The organism is Streptomyces sp. NBC_00203 (genome assembly GCF_045206325.1).
In the GTDB taxonomy this organism is placed as follows: domain Bacteria; phylum Actinomycetota; class Actinomycetes; order Streptomycetales; family Streptomycetaceae; genus Streptomyces; species Streptomyces lutosisoli.
In genome coordinates, this window is the sequence record NZ_CP108126.1 from 9,227,786 (window position 1) to 9,244,877 (window position 17,092).

Below are 17,092 nucleotides of genomic sequence, written 5' to 3' on the forward strand. Positions count from 1 at the left end.
GGGGGAGCGGTTTCGGGGACTCCGTCGTACGGGGGAGGCGCCCCCGTGACTCACTCGCTAGGGGGAGCCGGGTGTCACCAGCCCCGTCTCGTACGCGCAGATCACCGCCTGCACCCGGTCCCGCAGCCCCAGCTTGCTCAGCACGTTGCTGACATGGGTTTTGACCGTGTGTTCGCTCACGAAGAGCGTCGTCGCGATCTCCGCGTTGGACAGACCACGGGCGAGCAGCCGCAGGGTCTCCTCCTCACGGGCGGTGAGGGCACCGAGGCGGGCCGGCGCGGGTTCCGGGGCGGCTTCGGCGCGGCGGCGCCGGATCATGTCGGCGACCAGGCGGCGGGTCACCGAGGGCGCGAGAAGCGAGTCGCCCGCCGCGACGACACGGACCGCGTGCACCAGGTCGTCCCGGCGGACGTCCTTGAGCAGAAAGCCGCTCGCTCCCGCGTACAGCGCCTCGTACACGTACTCGTCGAGGTCGAACGTGGTCAGCATGACGACCTTGCAGCCGGACTCCGCGCACACCAGGCGGGCCGCCTCCAGGCCGTCCATGCGCGGCATGCGGATGTCCAGCAGCAGTACGTCGGGTGTGTGCCGCCGTACCGCGGCCAGGGCTTCGAGGCCGTCCCCCGCTTCCGCCACCACCTCGATGTCCTGCTGTGCCTCCAGGATCATGCTGAAGCCACTGCGGACCAGCTCCTGGTCGTCCGCGACCACGACGCGGATGCTCACCCCAGGGCCGCCTGCCGGTCGGCGGCGGCCGGGAGGCGTACGGCGACCTGGAAGCCGCCGCCCGGACCGCGGCCCGACCGCGCGCTGCCTCCGCAGGCGGCGGCCCGCTCACGGATGCCGATCAGCCCGTGACCGCCGGGCGCGGCCACCGCTCCCGTGTCGCCCGGTGAACGCACCGGCCCCCGCCCGTCGTCCGTCACCGTGAGCGTCAACGCGTCCTCCGTCCAGTCCAGTTCGACCCGTGCCGAGGAAGCGTACGCATGCTTCACGGTGTTGGTGAGGGCCTCCTGGACCACTCGGTAGGCGGCGACCTCGGTGTCCGGGGGCAGCGGGCGGGGCGTGCCGGTCCTGCGCAGGTCGACGCGCAGTCCGGTGGACTCCGCCACCTGGCCGACGAGTTCGGCGAGCGCGGCGATGCCGGGCTGCGGCAGCCGGGCCGAAGTCCTGTTCGCCTGCTCCTCCTTGAGCACTCCGAGGATGCGTCGCAGCTGTCTCATCGCGTCGCGTCCGCTCGTCGCGATCGCGTCGAAGGCCGCCTCGGCGCGTTCCGGATCGCTGCGGACCACCACGGGACCGGCCTCGGCCTGCACCACCATCAGGCTCACCGCGTGGGCCAGGATGTCGTGCATGTCCCGGGCGATCCGGGCCCGTTCCTGCGCCGTCGCCCGCGCCGTGTCGGAGGCGCGCTCCCGTTCCAGGCGGCGGGCCCGGTCCTCCAGCGCGGCGGTGTACGCGCTCTGGACACGGGTGAGGATCCCGAGCGCGTACGCGGCGAGGTAGCTCGTCAGATGGAAGGCGTACTCGAAGGGCTGGGCGTGCTCCTTGGCCATCATCGTCAGCGCGGCACCGACCAGCCAGCCCACCAGCATGACGCGGCGCCGCGCGGGCGGGCACAGCGCGGCCACGGTGTAGAGCGCGACCAGTCCGCCGTAGGCGACGTTCGGCGGCGGCGCGTGGTAGAGCGCCATGGCGGGCGTGAACACCGACACCGCGCAGGCGGACAGGAAGGGTGCCCGCCGCCGCCACACCAGCGGCACCGCCGTGCCGACCGCCAGCAGGAACCCCTGCCACGACAGCCGGTCGTCGCCCTCGTCGGGGAACATCCACTGCAGGGAGGCGGCGAACAGGACGAGCGCGGCCAGCGCGCTGTCGACGACGTACGGATGGGTCGTCCGTACACGTGAGACGACCGCCCGCCAGCGCGGGACGGCGGGTGTGAACCAGGACTGGGCGGACATGTGCGGCTCCTCGGGGCAAGGGCCGTCCCAGTATCCCGACCGGGCCGCGTCGAAGTCCTCACCGGTGAGAGGGATATACCGGCGGCCTACGAGCAAGCTCCCAAAGGTGTCCGATGCCCTACGAGCCCGGCGTGTCCGGGGTCTGCGGCTGCCACCCCAGCGCCCGCGATATCCCGCGCGCCGCCAGCCGTACTGCGGGGATCAACGCCGGTACCTGCGCGTCGACTTGGGGCACCACGACCGAGACGGCCGCGACGACCGTCCCGCCGGCTCCGCGCACCGGAGCGGCCACCGACAGGGCGTCGTCGGTCACCTGACGGCTGCTCACCGCCACTCCCGTGCGCCGTACTTCGGCGAGCAGGCGGCGCAGCCGGGCCGGATCCGTGACCGTGTGCGGGGTGAAGGAGGCGAGCGGGCGGTCGCAGTACGCGTCCTGGAACGCCGGGTCGCCGTGGGCGAGCAGCGCGAGCCCCACGCCGGTGGCGTGCAGCGGCCAGCGGGCGCCCACCTGGATGCGGACGCCGACCGCGGAGCGCCCGGAGATCCACTCGATGTAGACGACCTCGGAGCCGTCGCGGACGGCAAGCTGCACGTTCTCGTGCGTCGCTTCGTACAGGTCCTCCAGGTACGGCAGCGCGATCTGCCGCAGCGCCAGGCCGCGCGGGGCGAGTGCCGCGATCTCCCAGAGGCGCAGGCCCACGTGGTAGACGCCCTCGTCGTCCCGCTCCAGCGCGCCCCACTCGGTGAGGGCGCCGACCAGCCGGTAGGCCGTGGTGAGGGTGAGCCCGGCCCGGCGGCTGATGTCCGTCAGGCACAGCGCCGGGTGCTCGTGGTCGAAGGCGGCGAGCACGGCGAGCAGACGGTCGGGCGCGGACAGGGTGGTCATGAGTCGAGTTCGGTCTCGGTGATCCGTTGCAGGAGCGCGTGCAGGGTCTCGCGCTCGGCGGGGTCGAGGGGCTGGAGCAGATCGTTGGTGACGCGCAGGCCCGCTTCGTCGGTGTCGCGCAGGAAGGACCGGCCGTCCTCGGTCAGTACGACGATCCGGCTGCGGCGGTCGTCCGGCGAGGGGCGGCGCTCGGCGAACCCGAGCTTCTCCAGGTCGTCGACCAGGCCGACGATCGCGCTCGGGTCATAGCCGAGCCGGGTGCTCAGCTCCCGTTGGAGCGCGCCCTCGGAGGTGGCCAGGAAGCGCAGCAGCGCGTAGTGGCGCAGGCGCAGCCCCGACTCCTGCAGAAACGTGTTGAACAACTGACCCGAGCGCAGACCCAGCCGGTACAGGAGATATCCGGTGTCCGCGTGCAGCCCGCGCATCCACGGCTCCTGCGCGTCGATGGAGGCGGGGGTGGCGGCGTGCGGCTGGCGGGCGATGGCGGGCTCCCTGGTCGTGGCCCCGGGCGGGGCGGTCCTGCGTGCTTCTCCGGTACGGAGTGACGTCCGTACGGGAACAGCATGGCGCACAAGTCGAACGGCAACAACTATTGACGTCAACAATTATTGTCCTTAGCTTCGATCTCGTAGCCGCATCTGTTTCTCGAAGGGACACCGTCGTGCCCAGCATCGATCTCACCGGCAAGGTCGCCGTCGTCACCGGCTCGGGCCGTGGCCTCGGCCTGGCCTACGCGCACGCTCTCGCCGCCGCCGGCGCCTCCGTGGTCGTCAACGACGTCGACGAGGCCGTCGCCGAGCAGGCCGTCAAGGCGATCACCGAGGCGGGCGGCAGCGCCGTGGCCGAGGTGGTCCCGGTCGGCACCAGCGAGGCCGCCGACCGCCTGGTCAACCGTGCCGTGGAGGAGTTCGGACGGCTCGACATCCTGGTGACCAACGCGGGCATCCTGCGCGACAAGGTCCTGTGGAAGATGACCGACGAGGACTTCGACGCGGTGATCACCACCCACCTCAAGGGCACCTTCACCTGCGCCCGCGCCGCCGCCGTGCGGATGCGCGAGCAGGGCGAGGGCGGCAGCCTGATCCTGGTCGGCTCGCCGGCCGGGCAGCGCGGCAACTTCGGCCAGACGAACTACGCCGCCGCGAAGGCGGGCATCGCCGCCATGGCCCGTACCTGGTCGATGGAGCTGGGCCGCGCCGGTATCACCGTCAACGCGATCGTGCCGGTCGCCGCGACCGCGATGACCGAGACCATCCCGGCGTTCGCGCCCTACATCGAGGCCATGCGGGAGGGCGCGCCGCTGCCCGGCTTCCTCCGCAAGGGCGAGGGCTTCGGCACCCCAGAGGACTGCGCCGCCCTCGTCCCCTTCCTCGCCTCCGAGGCCGCCCGCGGCGTCACCGGGCAGGCCATCGGCATCGGCGGCGACAAGGTGGCACTCTGGTCGCATCCGCAGGAGATCAAGGCGGCGTACGCGGACGGCGGCTGGACCCCGGACACTCTGGCCGACGCCTGGGCCACCTCTGTCGGCGCCGAGCCGCAGACCGTCGGGATCCCCGCGCCGAAGCTGCCGGAGGCGTGATGGACCTGAACGAACTGGTCGCGATCGACGTTCACACCCATGCCGAGGTGTCGTCGAAGGGCCACTCCTCGCTCGACGACGATCTGCACGACGCCTCCAGCGCCTACTTCAAGGTCGAGGGCAAGCGGAAGCCGACCCTGGAGGAGACGGCCGCCTACTACCGCGAGCGGAAGATGGCCGCCGTGATCTTCACGGTGGACGCCGAGTCCGCCACCGGCACCGCGCCCGTCCCCAACGAGGAGGTCGCGGAGGCGGCGGCCGCCAACGCGGACGTGCTGATCCCCTTCGCCTCCATCGACCCCTTCCGCGGCAGGGCGGGGGTCAAGCAGGCCCGCCGTCTCGTCGAGGAGTACGGGGTGAAGGGCTTCAAGTTCCACCCCAGCATCCAGGGCTTCTTCCCCAACGACCGCTCAGTGGCGTACGAGCTCTACGAGGTGATCGAGGAGACCGGCACGATCGCCCTCTTCCACACCGGGCAGACGGGGATCGGCGCCGGAGTGCCCGGCGGAGGCGGGATCCGGCTCAAGTACTCCAACCCGCTGCACGTGGACGACGTGGCCGCCGACTTCCCGCATCTGAAGATCATCCTGGCGCATCCGTCCTTCCCCTGGCAGGACGAGGCGCTCGCCGTCGCCACACACAAGCCGGGCGTGCACATCGACCTGTCCGGCTGGTCGCCGAAGTACTTCCCGCCGCAGCTGGTGCAGTACGCCAACACGCTGCTGAAGGACAAGGTCCTGTTCGGCTCCGACTTCCCCGTCCTCACCCCCGACCGCTGGCTCGCCGACTTCGAGAAGCTGCCGATCAAGGACGAGGTCAAGCCGAAGATCCTCAAGGAGAACGCCGCCCGACTGCTCGGGCTGAGCACACCGTAAGGGGCCACCCCATGTGCCATCCCATGTGCGACGACGGACAGGGGCAGACAGATGCGCAATGAGGGACTGGGGTCGTGGCCCGCACGCCGGGCCCGCAAGACCCCGCACCGCACCGCCCTGATCCACGGCGAGCGCGGCATCAGCTACGCCGAGCTGTACATGCGCACGACCCGGCTCGCGCAGGCCCTGCGCGCCCTGGGCCTGCGCCGCGGCGACCGGATCGCCTATCTCGGCCCCAACCATCCCGCGTACCTCGAAACCCTCTTCGCCGCCGGTGCCCTGGGCGCGGTGTTCGTACCGCTCAACCCCCGGCTCGCCGGCCCCGAGATCGCCTACCAGCTGGGCGATTCGGGTGCCAAGGCCCTGGTGTACGCACCCTCGCTCGCCGGGCTCGTCGCGGGACTGCCGGGCCACACCGACGTCCGTACGTTCCTCGAAGTGGGCGAACGCTACGAGGAGTTGATCGCCAGGGCCACCGACGAGCCGGTCGACCAGCCCGTCACCGCCGACGACACCTGCATCATCATGTACACCTCGGGCACGACGGGCCGCCCCAAGGGCGCGATGCTCACCCACGGCAATCTGACCTGGAACGCGGTCAACGTCCTCGTCGACCACGACCTGATCGCCGACGAACGCGCCCTGGTCTCCGCCCCGTTGTTCCACACGGCCGGGCTGAACATGCTCACCCTGCCGGTGCTGCTCAAGGGCGGCACCTGCGTCCTGGTCGAGTCCTTCGACCCGGCGGCCACCTTCGACCTGATCGAACGGCACCGGATCACCTTCATGTTCGGCGTGCCGACCATGTTCGACCAGGTGGCCCGGCATCCGCGCTGGGCCGACGCCGACCTGTCCTCGCTGCGTATCCTCACCTGCGGCGGCTCGCCGGTGCCGACCCCGCTGATCGCCGCCTACCAGGAGCGCGGCCTCACCTTCCTCCAGGGCTACGGCATGACCGAGGCCGCGCCCGGCACCCTCTTCCTGGACGCGGAACACGCCGAGAGCAAGGCGGGTTCGGCGGGCGTGCCGCACTTCTTCAGCGATGTCCGGGTCGTACGGCCCGACTTCACGCCGGCCGACGTCGGGGAGACGGGCGAGGTGGTCGTCCGCGGCCCGCACGTCATGCCCGGCTACTGGGGCCTGCCCGACGAGACGGCCGCCGTCTTCACCGACGGCTGGTTCCGCAGCGGAGACGCCGCCCGGATCGACGAGGACGGCTATGTCTTCATCGTCGACCGCATCAAGGACATGATCATCTCGGGCGGCGAGAACATCTACCCCGCCGAGATCGAGGACCTGCTCCTCGCCCACCCCGACATCGTCGAGTGCGCGGTCATCGGTGTCGCCGACGACAAGTGGGGCGAGGTGCCGCGCGCGGTGGTCGTCGCCCGCGAGGGGGTCGACCTGGACCCGGACGCCGTCCTCGCGTCGCTCGCCGGACGCCTCGCCAAGTACAAGATCCCGAAGTCGGTCGTCATCGCGGACGAACTCCCGCGCACCGCCTCCGGAAAGCTCCTCAAAGCCCGTGTCCGTACGCGGTACGGCACCACCAACTCCTCGACAGGGAAGCGCATATGAGCATCACCGTGAACGGCCTCGACGAACTCAAGAAGCTCGCGGGCAGCGACCTCGGCACCAGCGAGTGGATCGAGATCACCCAGGAACGCATCAACACCTTCGCCGACGCTACCGGCGACCACCAGTGGATCCACGTCGACCCGGAGAAGGCGGCCGAGGGCCCGTTCGGCGCGCCCATCGCGCACGGCTATCTGACCCTCTCCCTCTTCATCCCCCTCTTCACCGAACTGCTGGACGTCGAGGGCGTGTCGACGAAGGTCAACTACGGCCTGAACAAGGTGCGTTTCCCCTCCCCGGTGAAGGTCGGCTCGCGGATCCGGCTGGTCGCGAAGCTCGCCTCGGTCGAGGACGTGCCCGGCGGGGTGCAGATCGCCGTCGACGGGACGATAGAGATCGACGGTGGCCAGAAGCCCGCCGCCGTCCTGCAGAGCCTGTCGCGCTTCTACGCCTGACGGGTTACCGCTGACGGTACGTGGCCGTGGCCGTGGCTGTGACGCACGCTCCGGGCGGGAACGCCTCGGCCCGGAGCGGGCCGCGCTGACGCTACGTCAAGCGCCAGCCACATCGACGAACACCGGGTTCGCATAGAACCACGTATCGACCCACGGGTCACCGTTCCCGGGCACGTGCGGTATCGGGCCGTGCGGGTCGATCGACGCGCCGAGATAGCCCGCACCATTGCGGTTGCCGTCGCTGCCGCGCAGCCGGACGTAGAAGGACTCGTCGCCGGCGACCAGCGGGATGCGCAGGGTGTACGTCCCCTTCCGGCCGCTCACGTCCCGCGTGTGGACGACCCTGGTGTCGGGCGCCCGCCAGTCGTCGCGGTCGGCCGCCGGGCCGCGCACCGCGCCACGGATCACGTCGACATGGGCCAACTCGGGCAGGATCCCCTGGAGGTTGGGGCGGGAGGCGGTCGTCACGGTGACCGACAGCGTGAGCCTCTCGCCCTTGCGGACCCGTAGCCGGCCACCCATGGTGACGCCCGGCCCGTGGTCGCAGTCCCGCTTCAGCCGGACGTCGAGCCCGTCCAGCAGGTGCCCGTGGTCGAGCCAGACCCGGCCCGCGCGCAGGCCCGCCATCACCGAGCGGTAGCCGTAGCGGGTCACACCCACATGCGTACGGCTGAACTGGCCGGGCCAGAAGTCCCCGCCCGGCTGCTGGGTGTCGGTGTTGACCGGGTCCGGGATGTGCCCGGTGTTGTCGAAGTTCTGCCCGGGCGCCCAGTCGCCGTTCTTCCAGGTGTCGAAGACCACGCGGTGCACATCGGAGTTGGTGGTGATCGTGAAGAGCCTGCCCTCGGCGAGCATCGCGTCCCACATGCCGCCGACGGTCGCCGTCATCCAGTCGAACCCGCCGTACAGGACGTAGGCGTCCGCCGGGTAGCCGGCGAAGGAGTTCTCGGACGGCTTGTTGACGTACTCGCCGCGCTGCTGGCCCGAGCCGACCCAGCCGGGGATACCGCCGCCCTGGGCGCCGGGCGCGCCCTCCATGCCGATCATGATCTCGGGTGCCGCGTCACGCCAGCCCCGCATCTCGTGCGGGGAGTCGATGCCGAGGCGCAGGGGGTGGTTGGCGAGGACGAGGACGTCGTCGACGTATCCGGTGCGGCGCTGTTCGGCGAGCCACTGGATCGCCTTGACCGCGTGGGCTTCGTTGCGGGCTGTGTCGGGGCTGGTGGGGGAGCCCGCCGTGTAACCCAACAGCTTGCCGTCGTAGGCGAGTTCGAACTGGGTGAGCAGGTCCACCTCGTGCGGGCCGGGCGCCGCGAAGACCGTGGCGTGCTCGGCGGCCGGGATGTACCACTCCAGGCCCTGGAAGATCAGTTGGCGCGGGTTGTCGGCACGTGCCTTGAGGATCTCCTGGTGCTCCAGCTGGGCGCCGTAGTTCGCGTGCCCGAAGTTGGAGTGCTCGTTGAACACCATCCAGTCGAGGCCGTACCGGGCGCCCGCCTGGGCGAGTTGGGAGAACGTGTACTTCGCGTCGTGGCTGTAGACGGAGTGGATGTGGTGGTCGCCCACGAGATAGGCGAGACGCGGGTCGTCACCGCCGTAGCGTCCCGCGGTGGCCGCAGCGGGCGTCGCGAGCGAGCCGACCGCGAAGGCCGCCCCGAACAGGCCCGCACGGCTCAGCAGCCCGCGCCGTGACATGCCCTGCGGGTCCAGCGAGGCGGGGGATACGGATGGGTCGGCCCAGGCGGGCAGTTGCTGCTCGGACATGCGGACGTTCTCCCTCGGGGAGTCGGAAAGTCTGGGGGTACTGCCGGCCGACTGCTGCGGCTCAGTGGCTCAGTGGTTCATGAACTGCGCGACGGACAGGGCTCGTTCGACGATGCGCACATCGCCGAGCCGTCCGTGCAGAATCTGGTCGATCTTCCCCGCGTACTCGTAGCCGCCGAGCAGCCAGGGCAGGCCCAGGGAAGTGAGTCCGACGGCGGAAGCGTGCGGATTGCGGGCGACCGGACAGCCCTGGACGTACATCGTGGTGTGCGAGCCGTCGTTGACGACGGCGACGTGCCACCACTGCTCGCGGGCCGTCTCGTCGCCCCAGTTGGTGGCGATGCCCTGCTGGTCGAGCGGCCGGACCGCCCACTGCGGGCCGGGTCCGTCGGAGAGGGAGAGTGTGGCGAGCGGCTCGTCCGGGTCGTCGGCGGTCTTGCCCGCGCCGCCGCCCGTACCGGTACGGCTGACCAGCGAGGCCCAGGCGTGCTGGGAGGGGTCCCAGTCGGCGGGGAGCTGGTAGAAGGCCTCGATGGTGTAACCGCGCTGGAAAGTCGCCGAGTTGAGGGGTGCGCCGTCGACCGTCCGCAGATACGCGCCCTTCAGTGGAGGCTTGCCGCCCTGGAAGACGAGGCTGCCGTGCCCCGGCTGGTCCGGGTGGTGCGCCGACGACCAGCTGAGGTTGCCGTCGGCGACCTTGACCACGGTCAGGTCGTTGCCGCGCCCCGAAAGGTCACGGACGGTGCCCTCGACCGCCGTACCCTCCTCGTGCCCGTCGAAGCGCCAGTACGCCACCGTGCCCCGGACCAGCATCTTCGCGGCGGGCCTGGACGGGCGCGCGGGCACGGGTGCGAAGCCCGAGAAGCGCTGCTCGAAATCGACGGCGACGGAGAACCGGTCGGCGTCGCCGCTGAGTTCGATCTCCTGCCGCTCCAGCTCGTTGAGGCCCTTGGCCGCCCGGCCCAGGATCCAAGGCGAGACCGTCTCCACGTCGATGGTGTTGCGGTCGAGGTCGAAGCGGTAGAGGCGGATCATCGCCGCGCCGCCGTAGTAACGGTTCTGATAGTTCGTCAGGTGCAGATGGACGTCGTTCCCGGCCGCGTTCTCGCGGGTGGCACGGGCGGCGGGCCAGTAGTGCCCGTTGAGCGTGAGGAAGATCTGGTCGTGGTCGTGGACCAGCTCGTCCCAGAGCCGCTGACCGTACGAGGACAGGGTGTCGTCGTCGACGACCAGCTCGTGCGTGGTCAGGATGACCGGCGCGCTCGGATGCTGGGCGATGACGTCCTTCGCCCACGCGTATCCCTTCGCCGACAGCCGCCAGTCCAGCGCGAGGACCAGCCACTCCCGGCCGGCCGCCGTGAACAGGTGGAAGGTGTTGTAGCCGTCCGGCGAGGCGCCCCCGAAGGTGCGCTTGCCCGCGAAGCGCCGCGGTCCGAAGACGTCGAGGTAGGCAGTGGCGCCGCGCTGGTCGTCGGTGGACGACCGGACGTCGTGGTTGCCCGCCAGCACGCTGTAGCCCACGCCGTGCCGGTCAAGGAGCTCGAACGCCTTGCCCGCCGCGTCGAATTCGGCCTGCGCGCCGTTCTCCGTGAGATCGCCCAGGTGCGAGAGGAAGACGATGTTCTCGTCCTTGCCGTGCTCCAGGAGATAGCGGAGCGATGCCTCGATCGGCGCGGGGGTGATGCTCGGCCCGTCGAAGAGGTACTGGGTGTCCGGCATGACGGCGAGCGTGAAGCGGCGGCTTTCGGGGTCGGGCCGCCGGCTCCTGTCCTGCGTGGTCGCCGCCCGGGCGGTCGCGGGGAGTGCGACCGTCGCGGTGGCCGCCGCGCCGATCAGCGCCGTGGCCCGCAGGAAGTTGCGTCTGCCGGCGCCGGCCTGCTCGGCCTCCGTCGCCTGGTCATGCGAAGTACACACGTCTGCTCCATGGGAGAAAGCGGGGATGCGAGAAGGGTCAGAGCACGCGCAGGGTCCAGGACCAGCTGTGGGTGCCGGGCGCGATGAGGTATGCGGGGGAGGTGTCGGGCCCGCACGACGCGGTGCCCAGCCCCCGGTGCGCGGCGTCGATGTGCACGACGCAGCCGGGCCGCGGCACCAGTTCGTCATGGTGTGCGGCGGCGGTCAGGTCCTCGGCCCGGTACCGGGTCACGGAGACCTGGCGCGGCCCGTCCAGCGCGACGGAGAGTCCGGTGGCGTCCGGCGCCGACAGCGTGAAGTGCCGTACGCCGTGCCGCCCGCCGCTCTCCTGCGGCCGCAGATAGGGGGTGAACAACGCGTCGACGGGCACGGAGTGGTGTCCCACGGGCGCGCCCGTACTCCGGTCCGGATAGGACTCCCAGGGGCCCTGCCCGTACCACTCCAGGACATCGAGCCCGGCCACGGTCTCGAACACGGAGCCCACCCGCGCCACATCGTCGAGCCGGTCCGGCAGTTCGGCGGTCTCCTCGATCCGTATGCCGCTCTCGACACGCGTGAACACCTGCTCATGGCGTACGACGCCCGCCCAGGTGTCGTACTCGGCGAGCACGGTGACGCTCCCGCCGTCACGGCGTACGCCGACGACCTTGCGTACGAGAGTGTCGAGCCCCCACGTCCGCCAGCGCACCGCGGCGCCGCCCAGCTCGTCGTTGTCGGTCGGCGCCCGCCACAGCGACAGCACGGGGGCGGCGGTGAGCAGGGGATGGACGAGGAGCCCGTCCTCATCGAGAGCGACCTCGACGGGAGGGTCCTCCTGCGGCGCGGGGAGCACCCGATCGGCGGCCCGCAGCTGGACCTGCGGTAGACACACCTCCGTGCCCCGCGGTGCCCACGCCCCGTCCTCCGCCGTCGTCACACGCAGCGTCAGCCAGGCCTCGCCGCCGTCCTCCGGCAGCTCGAAGGGGAGCGGCACGGACGCGGTCTCGCCAGGCCGTACGTCGGGCAGCTCGGCCGGAGCCGTGAGAGCGCCGCCGTCCGCGAGGGCGAGCGACCACTCGGCGGCCAGCCACTCCAGCCCGCGGTAGTGCTGGCGGTTGGTGATCCTGAGCTCGCCGTCCGCGTACTCCAGCCGCAGCGGCGCTGCGATCTCCCGGTGCTCGTACATCACCGGCTTCGGCGTGCGGTCGGGAAAGACCACCCCGTCGGCGATGAACGCGCCGTCGTGGATCGTCTCGCCGAAGTCGCCGCCGTACGCCCAGCGATGGCCCGGTGCCGTGACACCGTTGTCATACAGCCCGGCGCCACCGCGCCCGGCCGGTCTTCCGTCGTTCACGCGTTGCAGAATGCCGTGGTCCCAGAACTCCCAGATGAAACCGCCCTGAAGCCCCGGGGTTGACTCGATGGCGGCCCAGTGGTCGGCGAGCGTGCCGTTGCTGTTGCCCATGGCGTGGGAGTACTCGCACTGGATGAGCGGCTTGGTCTGCTTCCCGGACAGGGCGTGCGCGACGCAGTCCTCGACGGGCGCGTACATGGGGCAGGCGATGTCGGACGCGAGCGCGGGATCCGCCCAGTCGAGCTTGGCGGCGCCCTCGTACTGCAGGGGCCGGGTCGGGTCGTGGCGGCGCAGCCACCCCGCCGCCGCGTCGTGGTTCGCGCCGTAGTCGGACTCGTTGCCCAGCGACCAGATGATCACGCAGGGGTGGTTCTTGTCGCGGAGCACCATCCGCGCGACGCGGTCCACGAAGGCGGCCGTGTAGCGCGGGTCGTCGGCGATCTCGTGGGCGTGGTCGTGCGCCTCGATGTTCGCCTCGTCGACGACGTAGAAGCCGAGCTCGTCGGCGAGGTCGAGCAGGGACGGGTCATTGGGGTAGTGGGCGGTGCGGATCGCGTTGAAGCCGAAGCGCTTCAGCAGCGTCAGGTCGGCGCGCATGTCCTCGTACGACACCGTCCGTCCCGTCAGCGGATGGAAGTCGTGCCGGTTGACGCCCCGGATGTAGACCCGCTCGCCGTTCAGGAGCAGGTCCCGGCCGCGGATCTCGACCTCGCGGAAGCCCACCCGGTGGTGCGAGGTGTCGGCGACCGAACCGTCGGCGCGGTGCAGCCGCACGGTCAGGCCGTACAGCGCGGGTGTCTCCGCCGTCCAGGCGCGGACGTCGCGTACGACCGTCTCCAGCCGTGCCTCGCCCAGGAATTCGGAGACCCGGCCGTCCTCCTCGTTGAAGCGGTCGAACTCCACGTCCTGCGCGAGGAGTTGGCCGTCCAGCTCTCCGGTGACGTACCAGCCGTCCGGCAGCGCGCCGGAAGCGTTCCGCACCTGGCAGTCCACCCGCAGTTCCCCGTCGAGCCTGGTCCGCACGGTCACGTCGGCCAGATACAGCGGATCGGTGGCGTACAGCAGCACCGAGCGGGTGATCCCGCCGTGCCACCACTGGTCCTGGTCCTCGATGTGCGAGGCGTCCGACCATTTGACGACGGTGAGCCGTACGGTGGCGGGCCGCCCGGGGCGTACGACGTCCGAGAGATCGAACTCGGCCGCGAGATGCGAGTCCTTGGAGATGCCGACGGGGCGCCCGTCCACATGGACCAGCAGGACGCTCTCGGCGGCACCGACCTGGAGCACGATCCGGCGTCCGGCCCACTCGGCGGGGACGTCCACGTCCCGCTCGTAGACGCCGGTCGGGTTCGCGGACGGAGACGTGGGCGGGAACTCGCCCCACGGCATGCGGAAGTTGGTGTACTGCGGCAGGTCGTCCGTGCCCTGCATGGTCCAGGCGCCGGGGACCTCGCTCCGGGTCCAGTCACCCACAGCGGCGTCGGGCGCAGGCAGCAGCTGGAACCGCCAGTCGCCGTCGAGGGAGGGCGCTTGGGCCCGCCGGTCCACCGCGTTCATCGCCAGCCGCCCCCAGGAGGTCACCTCGGGTGACTCCCAGGGGCGGAGTGCGACCAAGGGGTCGGTCATCAGCGGATGGCCCCCTTGCCGAGGTCGCCGATGATCTGCTTGGCGCCGATCGCGAAGACGATCAGGAGCGGGACGAGGGCGAGCAGCGCGCCCGTCATGACCATTCCGTAGTCGGTCGTGCCGTGCACGCCGTTGAGCTGGGACAGGGCGACCTGGAGGGTCACGTTGTCCGGGTTGGTGAGGGCGATCAGCGGCCAGGCGTAGTCGTTCCACTGGCCCATGAAGGTGAAGATGCCCAGGAAGGCGAGGCCGGGCCGGACGACCGGAAGCGCCACGTGCCAGTACTGGCGCAGGAATCCGGCGCCGTCGAGCTTCGAGGCGTCGAGGAGCTCGTCATGGATCGCACTCTTCATGTACTGGCGCATCCAGAAGATGCCGAACGCGTTGGCCGCCGCCGGGACGATCAGCGCGGTCATCGAGCCGATCCAGCCCAGCTTCGCCATGATCACGAACTGCGGGATGGCCTGGAGCTGCGCCGGGACCATGAAGATCGCCATCATCAGCGCGAAGAGCACCCGGCGCCCCGGGAACTGGAACTTGGCGAAGACGAATGCGGCGAGGGAGTCGAAGAACAGCACGAGGACCGTCACCGAACCCGCGACCAGCAGCGAGTTGAACATCGACCCGAAGAAGTCGACGTTGTCGAAGAGATGGCGGACGTTCTCCAGGAAGTGCGAGCCGGGCAGCAGCTTCGGCGGATAGGAGAAGATCTCGGTCGACGAGTGCGTCGACATGATCACGGCCCAGTAGAACGGGAAGACCGAGAGCAGCAGGCCGACGATCAGGACCAGGTGGAGCATGATGCCCCGCTGCCGTGAACCCTTGATGGATGCCATGGTTGCGGGCTCCTATTCTTCGCCCCGGCGCTGCACCAGGCGCCAGTTGATGATCGAGAAGAGGACGACGACGAGGAAGATGCCCCAGGCCACGGCGGCGCCGTAGCCGAAGTCGTTGTTGTCGAAGGTCTGCTGGAAGAAGTAGAGGACCATCGTCTGGCCCGCGTGGCCCGGGCCGCCCGCGAACGACGAGTTGTTGTCCGTCGTCTGGAGCAGCACCTGCGGTTCGGAGAAGCTCTGCAGCCCGGTGACCGTCGAGATGACGAGGACGAAGAGCAGGACCGGGCGCAGCAGCGGCAGCGTGACACGGAAGAAGGTCTGCACGGGTCCGGCGCCGTCCATGCGCGCCGCCTCGTACAGCTCGCCCGGGATCGTCTGGAGCCCGGCGAGGAAGATGATCGCGTTGTAGCCGGTCCACTGCCAGGTCATCAGCGTCGCGATGGCGACCTTGATGCCCCAGGGAGTGTTCAGCCACGCCACCTGGTCAAGACCGACCGCCTGCAAGAGAGCGTTGACCAGGCCGAAGTTGGTGGAGAAGACCGAGCCGAAGATGATGGCGACGGCGACGATCGAGGTGACGTTCGGCAGGAAGAACGCGAAGCGGTAGACCTTCTTGAAGCGGACCGCCGAGTTGAGCATCACGGCCGTGACCATCGCCAGGAAGATCATGGGGAAGGTGGCGAGCGCCCAGATGATGATCGTGTTCCCGATCGCGCTCCAGAACTGGCTGTCGTCCAGGAGATAGCGGTACTGCGACAGCCCCGCGAACTCCATCGAGCCGAGCCCGTCCCAGCGGTGGAACGACAGATAGAGCGAGAAGCCGACCGGTATCAGACCGAAGGCGAGGAAGAGCAGATAGAAGGGGGAGATCGCGGCGTACAGCCGCCAGTAGCTCAGGATGCCCTTCTTGGCATGGACGACGGGGGTGGCGGCTACGACCGCCGGGGGTGTCTCGACCACAGGTGCGGTAGCCATCAGTAACTCACCCCCAGGTGGTCCGCGATGCGCCGGCACTTGCTCATGGCGTCCTTCCAGGCCTGCTTCTCGTCCTTGCCGAGGACGGAGAAGTTCCGCAGCTCGTCGTCGATCGGGGTCTTGAGCGCGATGTCGTACGGGCTGTTGTAGGCGACCGGGATGTTCCGCGCCGCCGGGCCGAAGACGTCCATCGTGATCTGGTTGCCGAAGAACGCGTCGGGTTCGCGCAGTTTCTTCATGCCGTACGACGCCGGGGTCGAGGGGAAGAGCACCGAGTCGACGAAGCCCTGGGCCTGGTTGCCCGCGTCGAGCATCCAGGTGATCATCTCGAAGGCCTTCTCCGGCTCCCGGCACGCTTTGGTGATGGCCAGGAACGAGCCGCCGATGTTCGACGGGCCGCCCGGACAGGCCGCAACCCGCCACTTGCCCTTGGTCTTCGGGGTGTTGAGCTTGATGTCGCCGGCCGCCCAGGAGGCGTTGAGCTGGCTGGGCAGCAGACCCCGCTCCGTCGCCGATATGTTGTCCGGCGTGCCGTTGACGATCTTCGAGACCAGTCCGCGGCGGGTGGCCTCGACGGCACGGTCCCAGGCGGTGCGCACATGCTCCTGGTCGCCGATGAAGTGCCGGTCCTTGTCGACGAACCGCTTGGTCGTCTGGTTGATCGAGATGCCGTAGATGCTGAGGGCGTCGGTCAGGATGAACGTGCCGGGGATACGTTTCTTGAGCTGCTCACCCGCCGCGAGGAACTTCTCCCAGGTGTCCAGCTCCCTGGAGACGTCGGCCGGCTCGTGGGGCAGTCCGGCCTTCTCGAAGACGGCCGGCTGGTAGTAGTGGGCGACCGGACCGCAGTCGATGGGGAAGCCCACCATCGAGCCGTCCTCGGCGATGCCCTCGTCCCACTTCCACGGCAGGTACTGGTCCCTCAGCTTGTCGGCGCCGAGCGTGCGCAGATCCACGAACTGGTCGGAGTTCGGCAGGTACGAGGCCATGTCCTCGCCCTTGAGCCCGGCGATGTCCGGGACATGGGCGCGTCCGGTCATCGTGGTCATCAGCTTCGAGCGGTAGTAGCCGCCGATCTGGATGGCCTGGAGGTTCACCGTGCTGTCGTATCGGGTCCTGGCGTCCTGGACGACTTTCGGGCTCAGCCCGCCGCTCCAGTACCACATGACCATGTTCCGGCCGGTGGATCCGGTCGGAACGGCACAGCCGGTCGCCAGGCCGCCGAGCGCCGCGCCGGCCGTACCGGCCAGACCCGCACGCAGCAGGCCTCTTCGTGAGAGCCGCACAGCTCCCACCGCCTTTCGGTTTCT

General features: G+C 70.0%; 14 protein-coding genes. 4 read left to right on the forward strand and 10 right to left on the reverse strand.

Features of this window, described 5'->3' with window-relative positions; translation table 11 throughout:
• Window positions 1–57 precede the first annotated feature (57 nt).
• The 4 genes from OG975_RS40890 to OG975_RS40905 form a co-directional block, all read right to left on the reverse strand.
• Complete coding sequence (locus OG975_RS40890) at window positions 58–726, reverse strand: response regulator (protein ID WP_406334638.1); 669 nt, start codon at window positions 724–726, stop codon at window positions 58–60.
• Complete coding sequence (locus OG975_RS40895; RefSeq protein WP_406334639.1) at window positions 723–1,964, reverse strand: sensor histidine kinase; 1,242 nt, start codon at window positions 1,962–1,964, stop codon at window positions 723–725. Before OG975_RS40895 ends, OG975_RS40890 begins: the two co-directional genes overlap by 4 nt.
• Before the next feature lie 118 nt (window positions 1,965–2,082).
• A complete protein-coding gene (locus OG975_RS40900; protein WP_406334640.1) occupies window positions 2,083–2,850 on the reverse strand; it encodes an IclR family transcriptional regulator in 768 nt (255 codons plus the stop codon).
• Window positions 2,847–3,275: a MarR family winged helix-turn-helix transcriptional regulator gene (locus tag OG975_RS40905; RefSeq protein WP_406336693.1), complete on the reverse strand. Its 429-nt coding sequence runs from the start codon at window positions 3,273–3,275 to the stop codon at window positions 2,847–2,849. The genes OG975_RS40900 and OG975_RS40905 overlap by 4 nt, the downstream gene beginning before the upstream one ends.
• A gap of 236 nt (window positions 3,276–3,511) precedes the next feature.
• On the opposite strand from OG975_RS40905, the gene OG975_RS40910 reads away from it, so the two are divergent.
• Genes OG975_RS40910 through OG975_RS40925 form a run of 4 tightly spaced genes read left to right on the forward strand, consistent with a single transcriptional unit; the run spans window position 3,512 to window position 7,334 of the window.
• On the forward strand, window positions 3,512–4,429 hold the full coding sequence (locus OG975_RS40910) for an SDR family NAD(P)-dependent oxidoreductase (RefSeq protein ID WP_406334642.1): 918 nt from the start codon (window positions 3,512–3,514) through the stop codon (window positions 4,427–4,429).
• Window positions 4,429–5,304 (forward strand): amidohydrolase family protein, encoded by an 876-nt coding sequence (locus tag OG975_RS40915; protein WP_327433473.1) that lies wholly within the window; start codon window positions 4,429–4,431, stop codon window positions 5,302–5,304. Before OG975_RS40910 ends, OG975_RS40915 begins: the two co-directional genes overlap by 1 nt.
• A gap of 51 nt (window positions 5,305–5,355) precedes the next feature.
• On the forward strand, window positions 5,356–6,882 hold the full coding sequence (gene menE / locus OG975_RS40920) for an o-succinylbenzoate--CoA ligase (RefSeq protein ID WP_406334643.1): 1,527 nt from the start codon (window positions 5,356–5,358) through the stop codon (window positions 6,880–6,882).
• Window positions 6,879–7,334: a MaoC family dehydratase gene (locus tag OG975_RS40925; RefSeq protein WP_406334645.1), complete on the forward strand. Its 456-nt coding sequence runs from the start codon at window positions 6,879–6,881 to the stop codon at window positions 7,332–7,334. The genes menE and OG975_RS40925 overlap by 4 nt, the downstream gene beginning before the upstream one ends.
• 96 nt (window positions 7,335–7,430) lie before the next feature.
• Here OG975_RS40925 and OG975_RS40930 read toward each other — a convergent pair whose 3' ends face one another.
• From OG975_RS40930 to OG975_RS40955, 6 genes are all read right to left on the reverse strand, one after another.
• Window positions 7,431–9,098, reverse strand: coding sequence for a histidinol-phosphatase (locus tag OG975_RS40930; protein ID WP_406334646.1), 1,668 nt, complete (start codon window positions 9,096–9,098; stop codon window positions 7,431–7,433).
• 69 nt (window positions 9,099–9,167) lie between these two features.
• Window positions 9,168–11,012 (reverse strand): LamG-like jellyroll fold domain-containing protein, encoded by a 1,845-nt coding sequence (locus OG975_RS40935; RefSeq protein WP_406334647.1) that lies wholly within the window; start codon window positions 11,010–11,012, stop codon window positions 9,168–9,170.
• A gap of 37 nt (window positions 11,013–11,049) precedes the next feature.
• A complete protein-coding gene (locus OG975_RS40940) occupies window positions 11,050–13,971 on the reverse strand; it encodes a glycoside hydrolase family 2 TIM barrel-domain containing protein (protein WP_406334649.1) in 2,922 nt (973 codons plus the stop codon).
• Window positions 13,971–14,807: a carbohydrate ABC transporter permease gene (locus tag OG975_RS40945; protein WP_330308814.1), complete on the reverse strand. Its 837-nt coding sequence runs from the start codon at window positions 14,805–14,807 to the stop codon at window positions 13,971–13,973. The genes OG975_RS40940 and OG975_RS40945 overlap by 1 nt, the downstream gene beginning before the upstream one ends.
• 12 nt (window positions 14,808–14,819) lie before the next feature.
• Window positions 14,820–15,782: a carbohydrate ABC transporter permease gene (locus OG975_RS40950; protein WP_406334650.1), complete on the reverse strand. Its 963-nt coding sequence runs from the start codon at window positions 15,780–15,782 to the stop codon at window positions 14,820–14,822.
• The gene (locus tag OG975_RS40955; RefSeq protein WP_406334651.1) at window positions 15,782–17,068 is read right to left on the reverse strand and encodes an ABC transporter substrate-binding protein; all 1,287 of its coding nucleotides are present in this window, start codon (window positions 17,066–17,068) and stop codon (window positions 15,782–15,784) included. Before OG975_RS40955 ends, OG975_RS40950 begins: the two co-directional genes overlap by 1 nt.
• Window positions 17,069–17,092: the final 24 nt, after the last annotated feature.

Coding starts and splice junctions, on each gene's coding strand:
- OG975_RS40930 (WP_406334646.1), bottom strand. CDS start 9,098: ATGTCCGAGCAGCAACTGCCCGCCTGGGCCGACCCATCCGTATCCCCC.
- menE (WP_406334643.1), top strand. CDS start 5,356: ATGCGCAATGAGGGACTGGGGTCGTGGCCCGCACGCCGGGCCCGCAAG.
- OG975_RS40940 (WP_406334649.1), bottom strand. CDS start 13,971: ATGACCGACCCCTTGGTCGCACTCCGCCCCTGGGAGTCACCCGAGGTG.
- OG975_RS40905 (WP_406336693.1), bottom strand. CDS start 3,275: ATGCGCGGGCTGCACGCGGACACCGGATATCTCCTGTACCGGCTGGGT.
- OG975_RS40950 (WP_406334650.1), bottom strand. CDS start 15,782: ATGGCTACCGCACCTGTGGTCGAGACACCCCCGGCGGTCGTAGCCGCC.
- OG975_RS40915 (WP_327433473.1), top strand. CDS start 4,429: ATGGACCTGAACGAACTGGTCGCGATCGACGTTCACACCCATGCCGAG.
- OG975_RS40900 (WP_406334640.1), bottom strand. CDS start 2,850: ATGACCACCCTGTCCGCGCCCGACCGTCTGCTCGCCGTGCTCGCCGCC.
- OG975_RS40925 (WP_406334645.1), top strand. CDS start 6,879: ATGAGCATCACCGTGAACGGCCTCGACGAACTCAAGAAGCTCGCGGGC.
- OG975_RS40945 (WP_330308814.1), bottom strand. CDS start 14,807: ATGGCATCCATCAAGGGTTCACGGCAGCGGGGCATCATGCTCCACCTG.
- OG975_RS40895 (WP_406334639.1), bottom strand. CDS start 1,964: ATGTCCGCCCAGTCCTGGTTCACACCCGCCGTCCCGCGCTGGCGGGCG.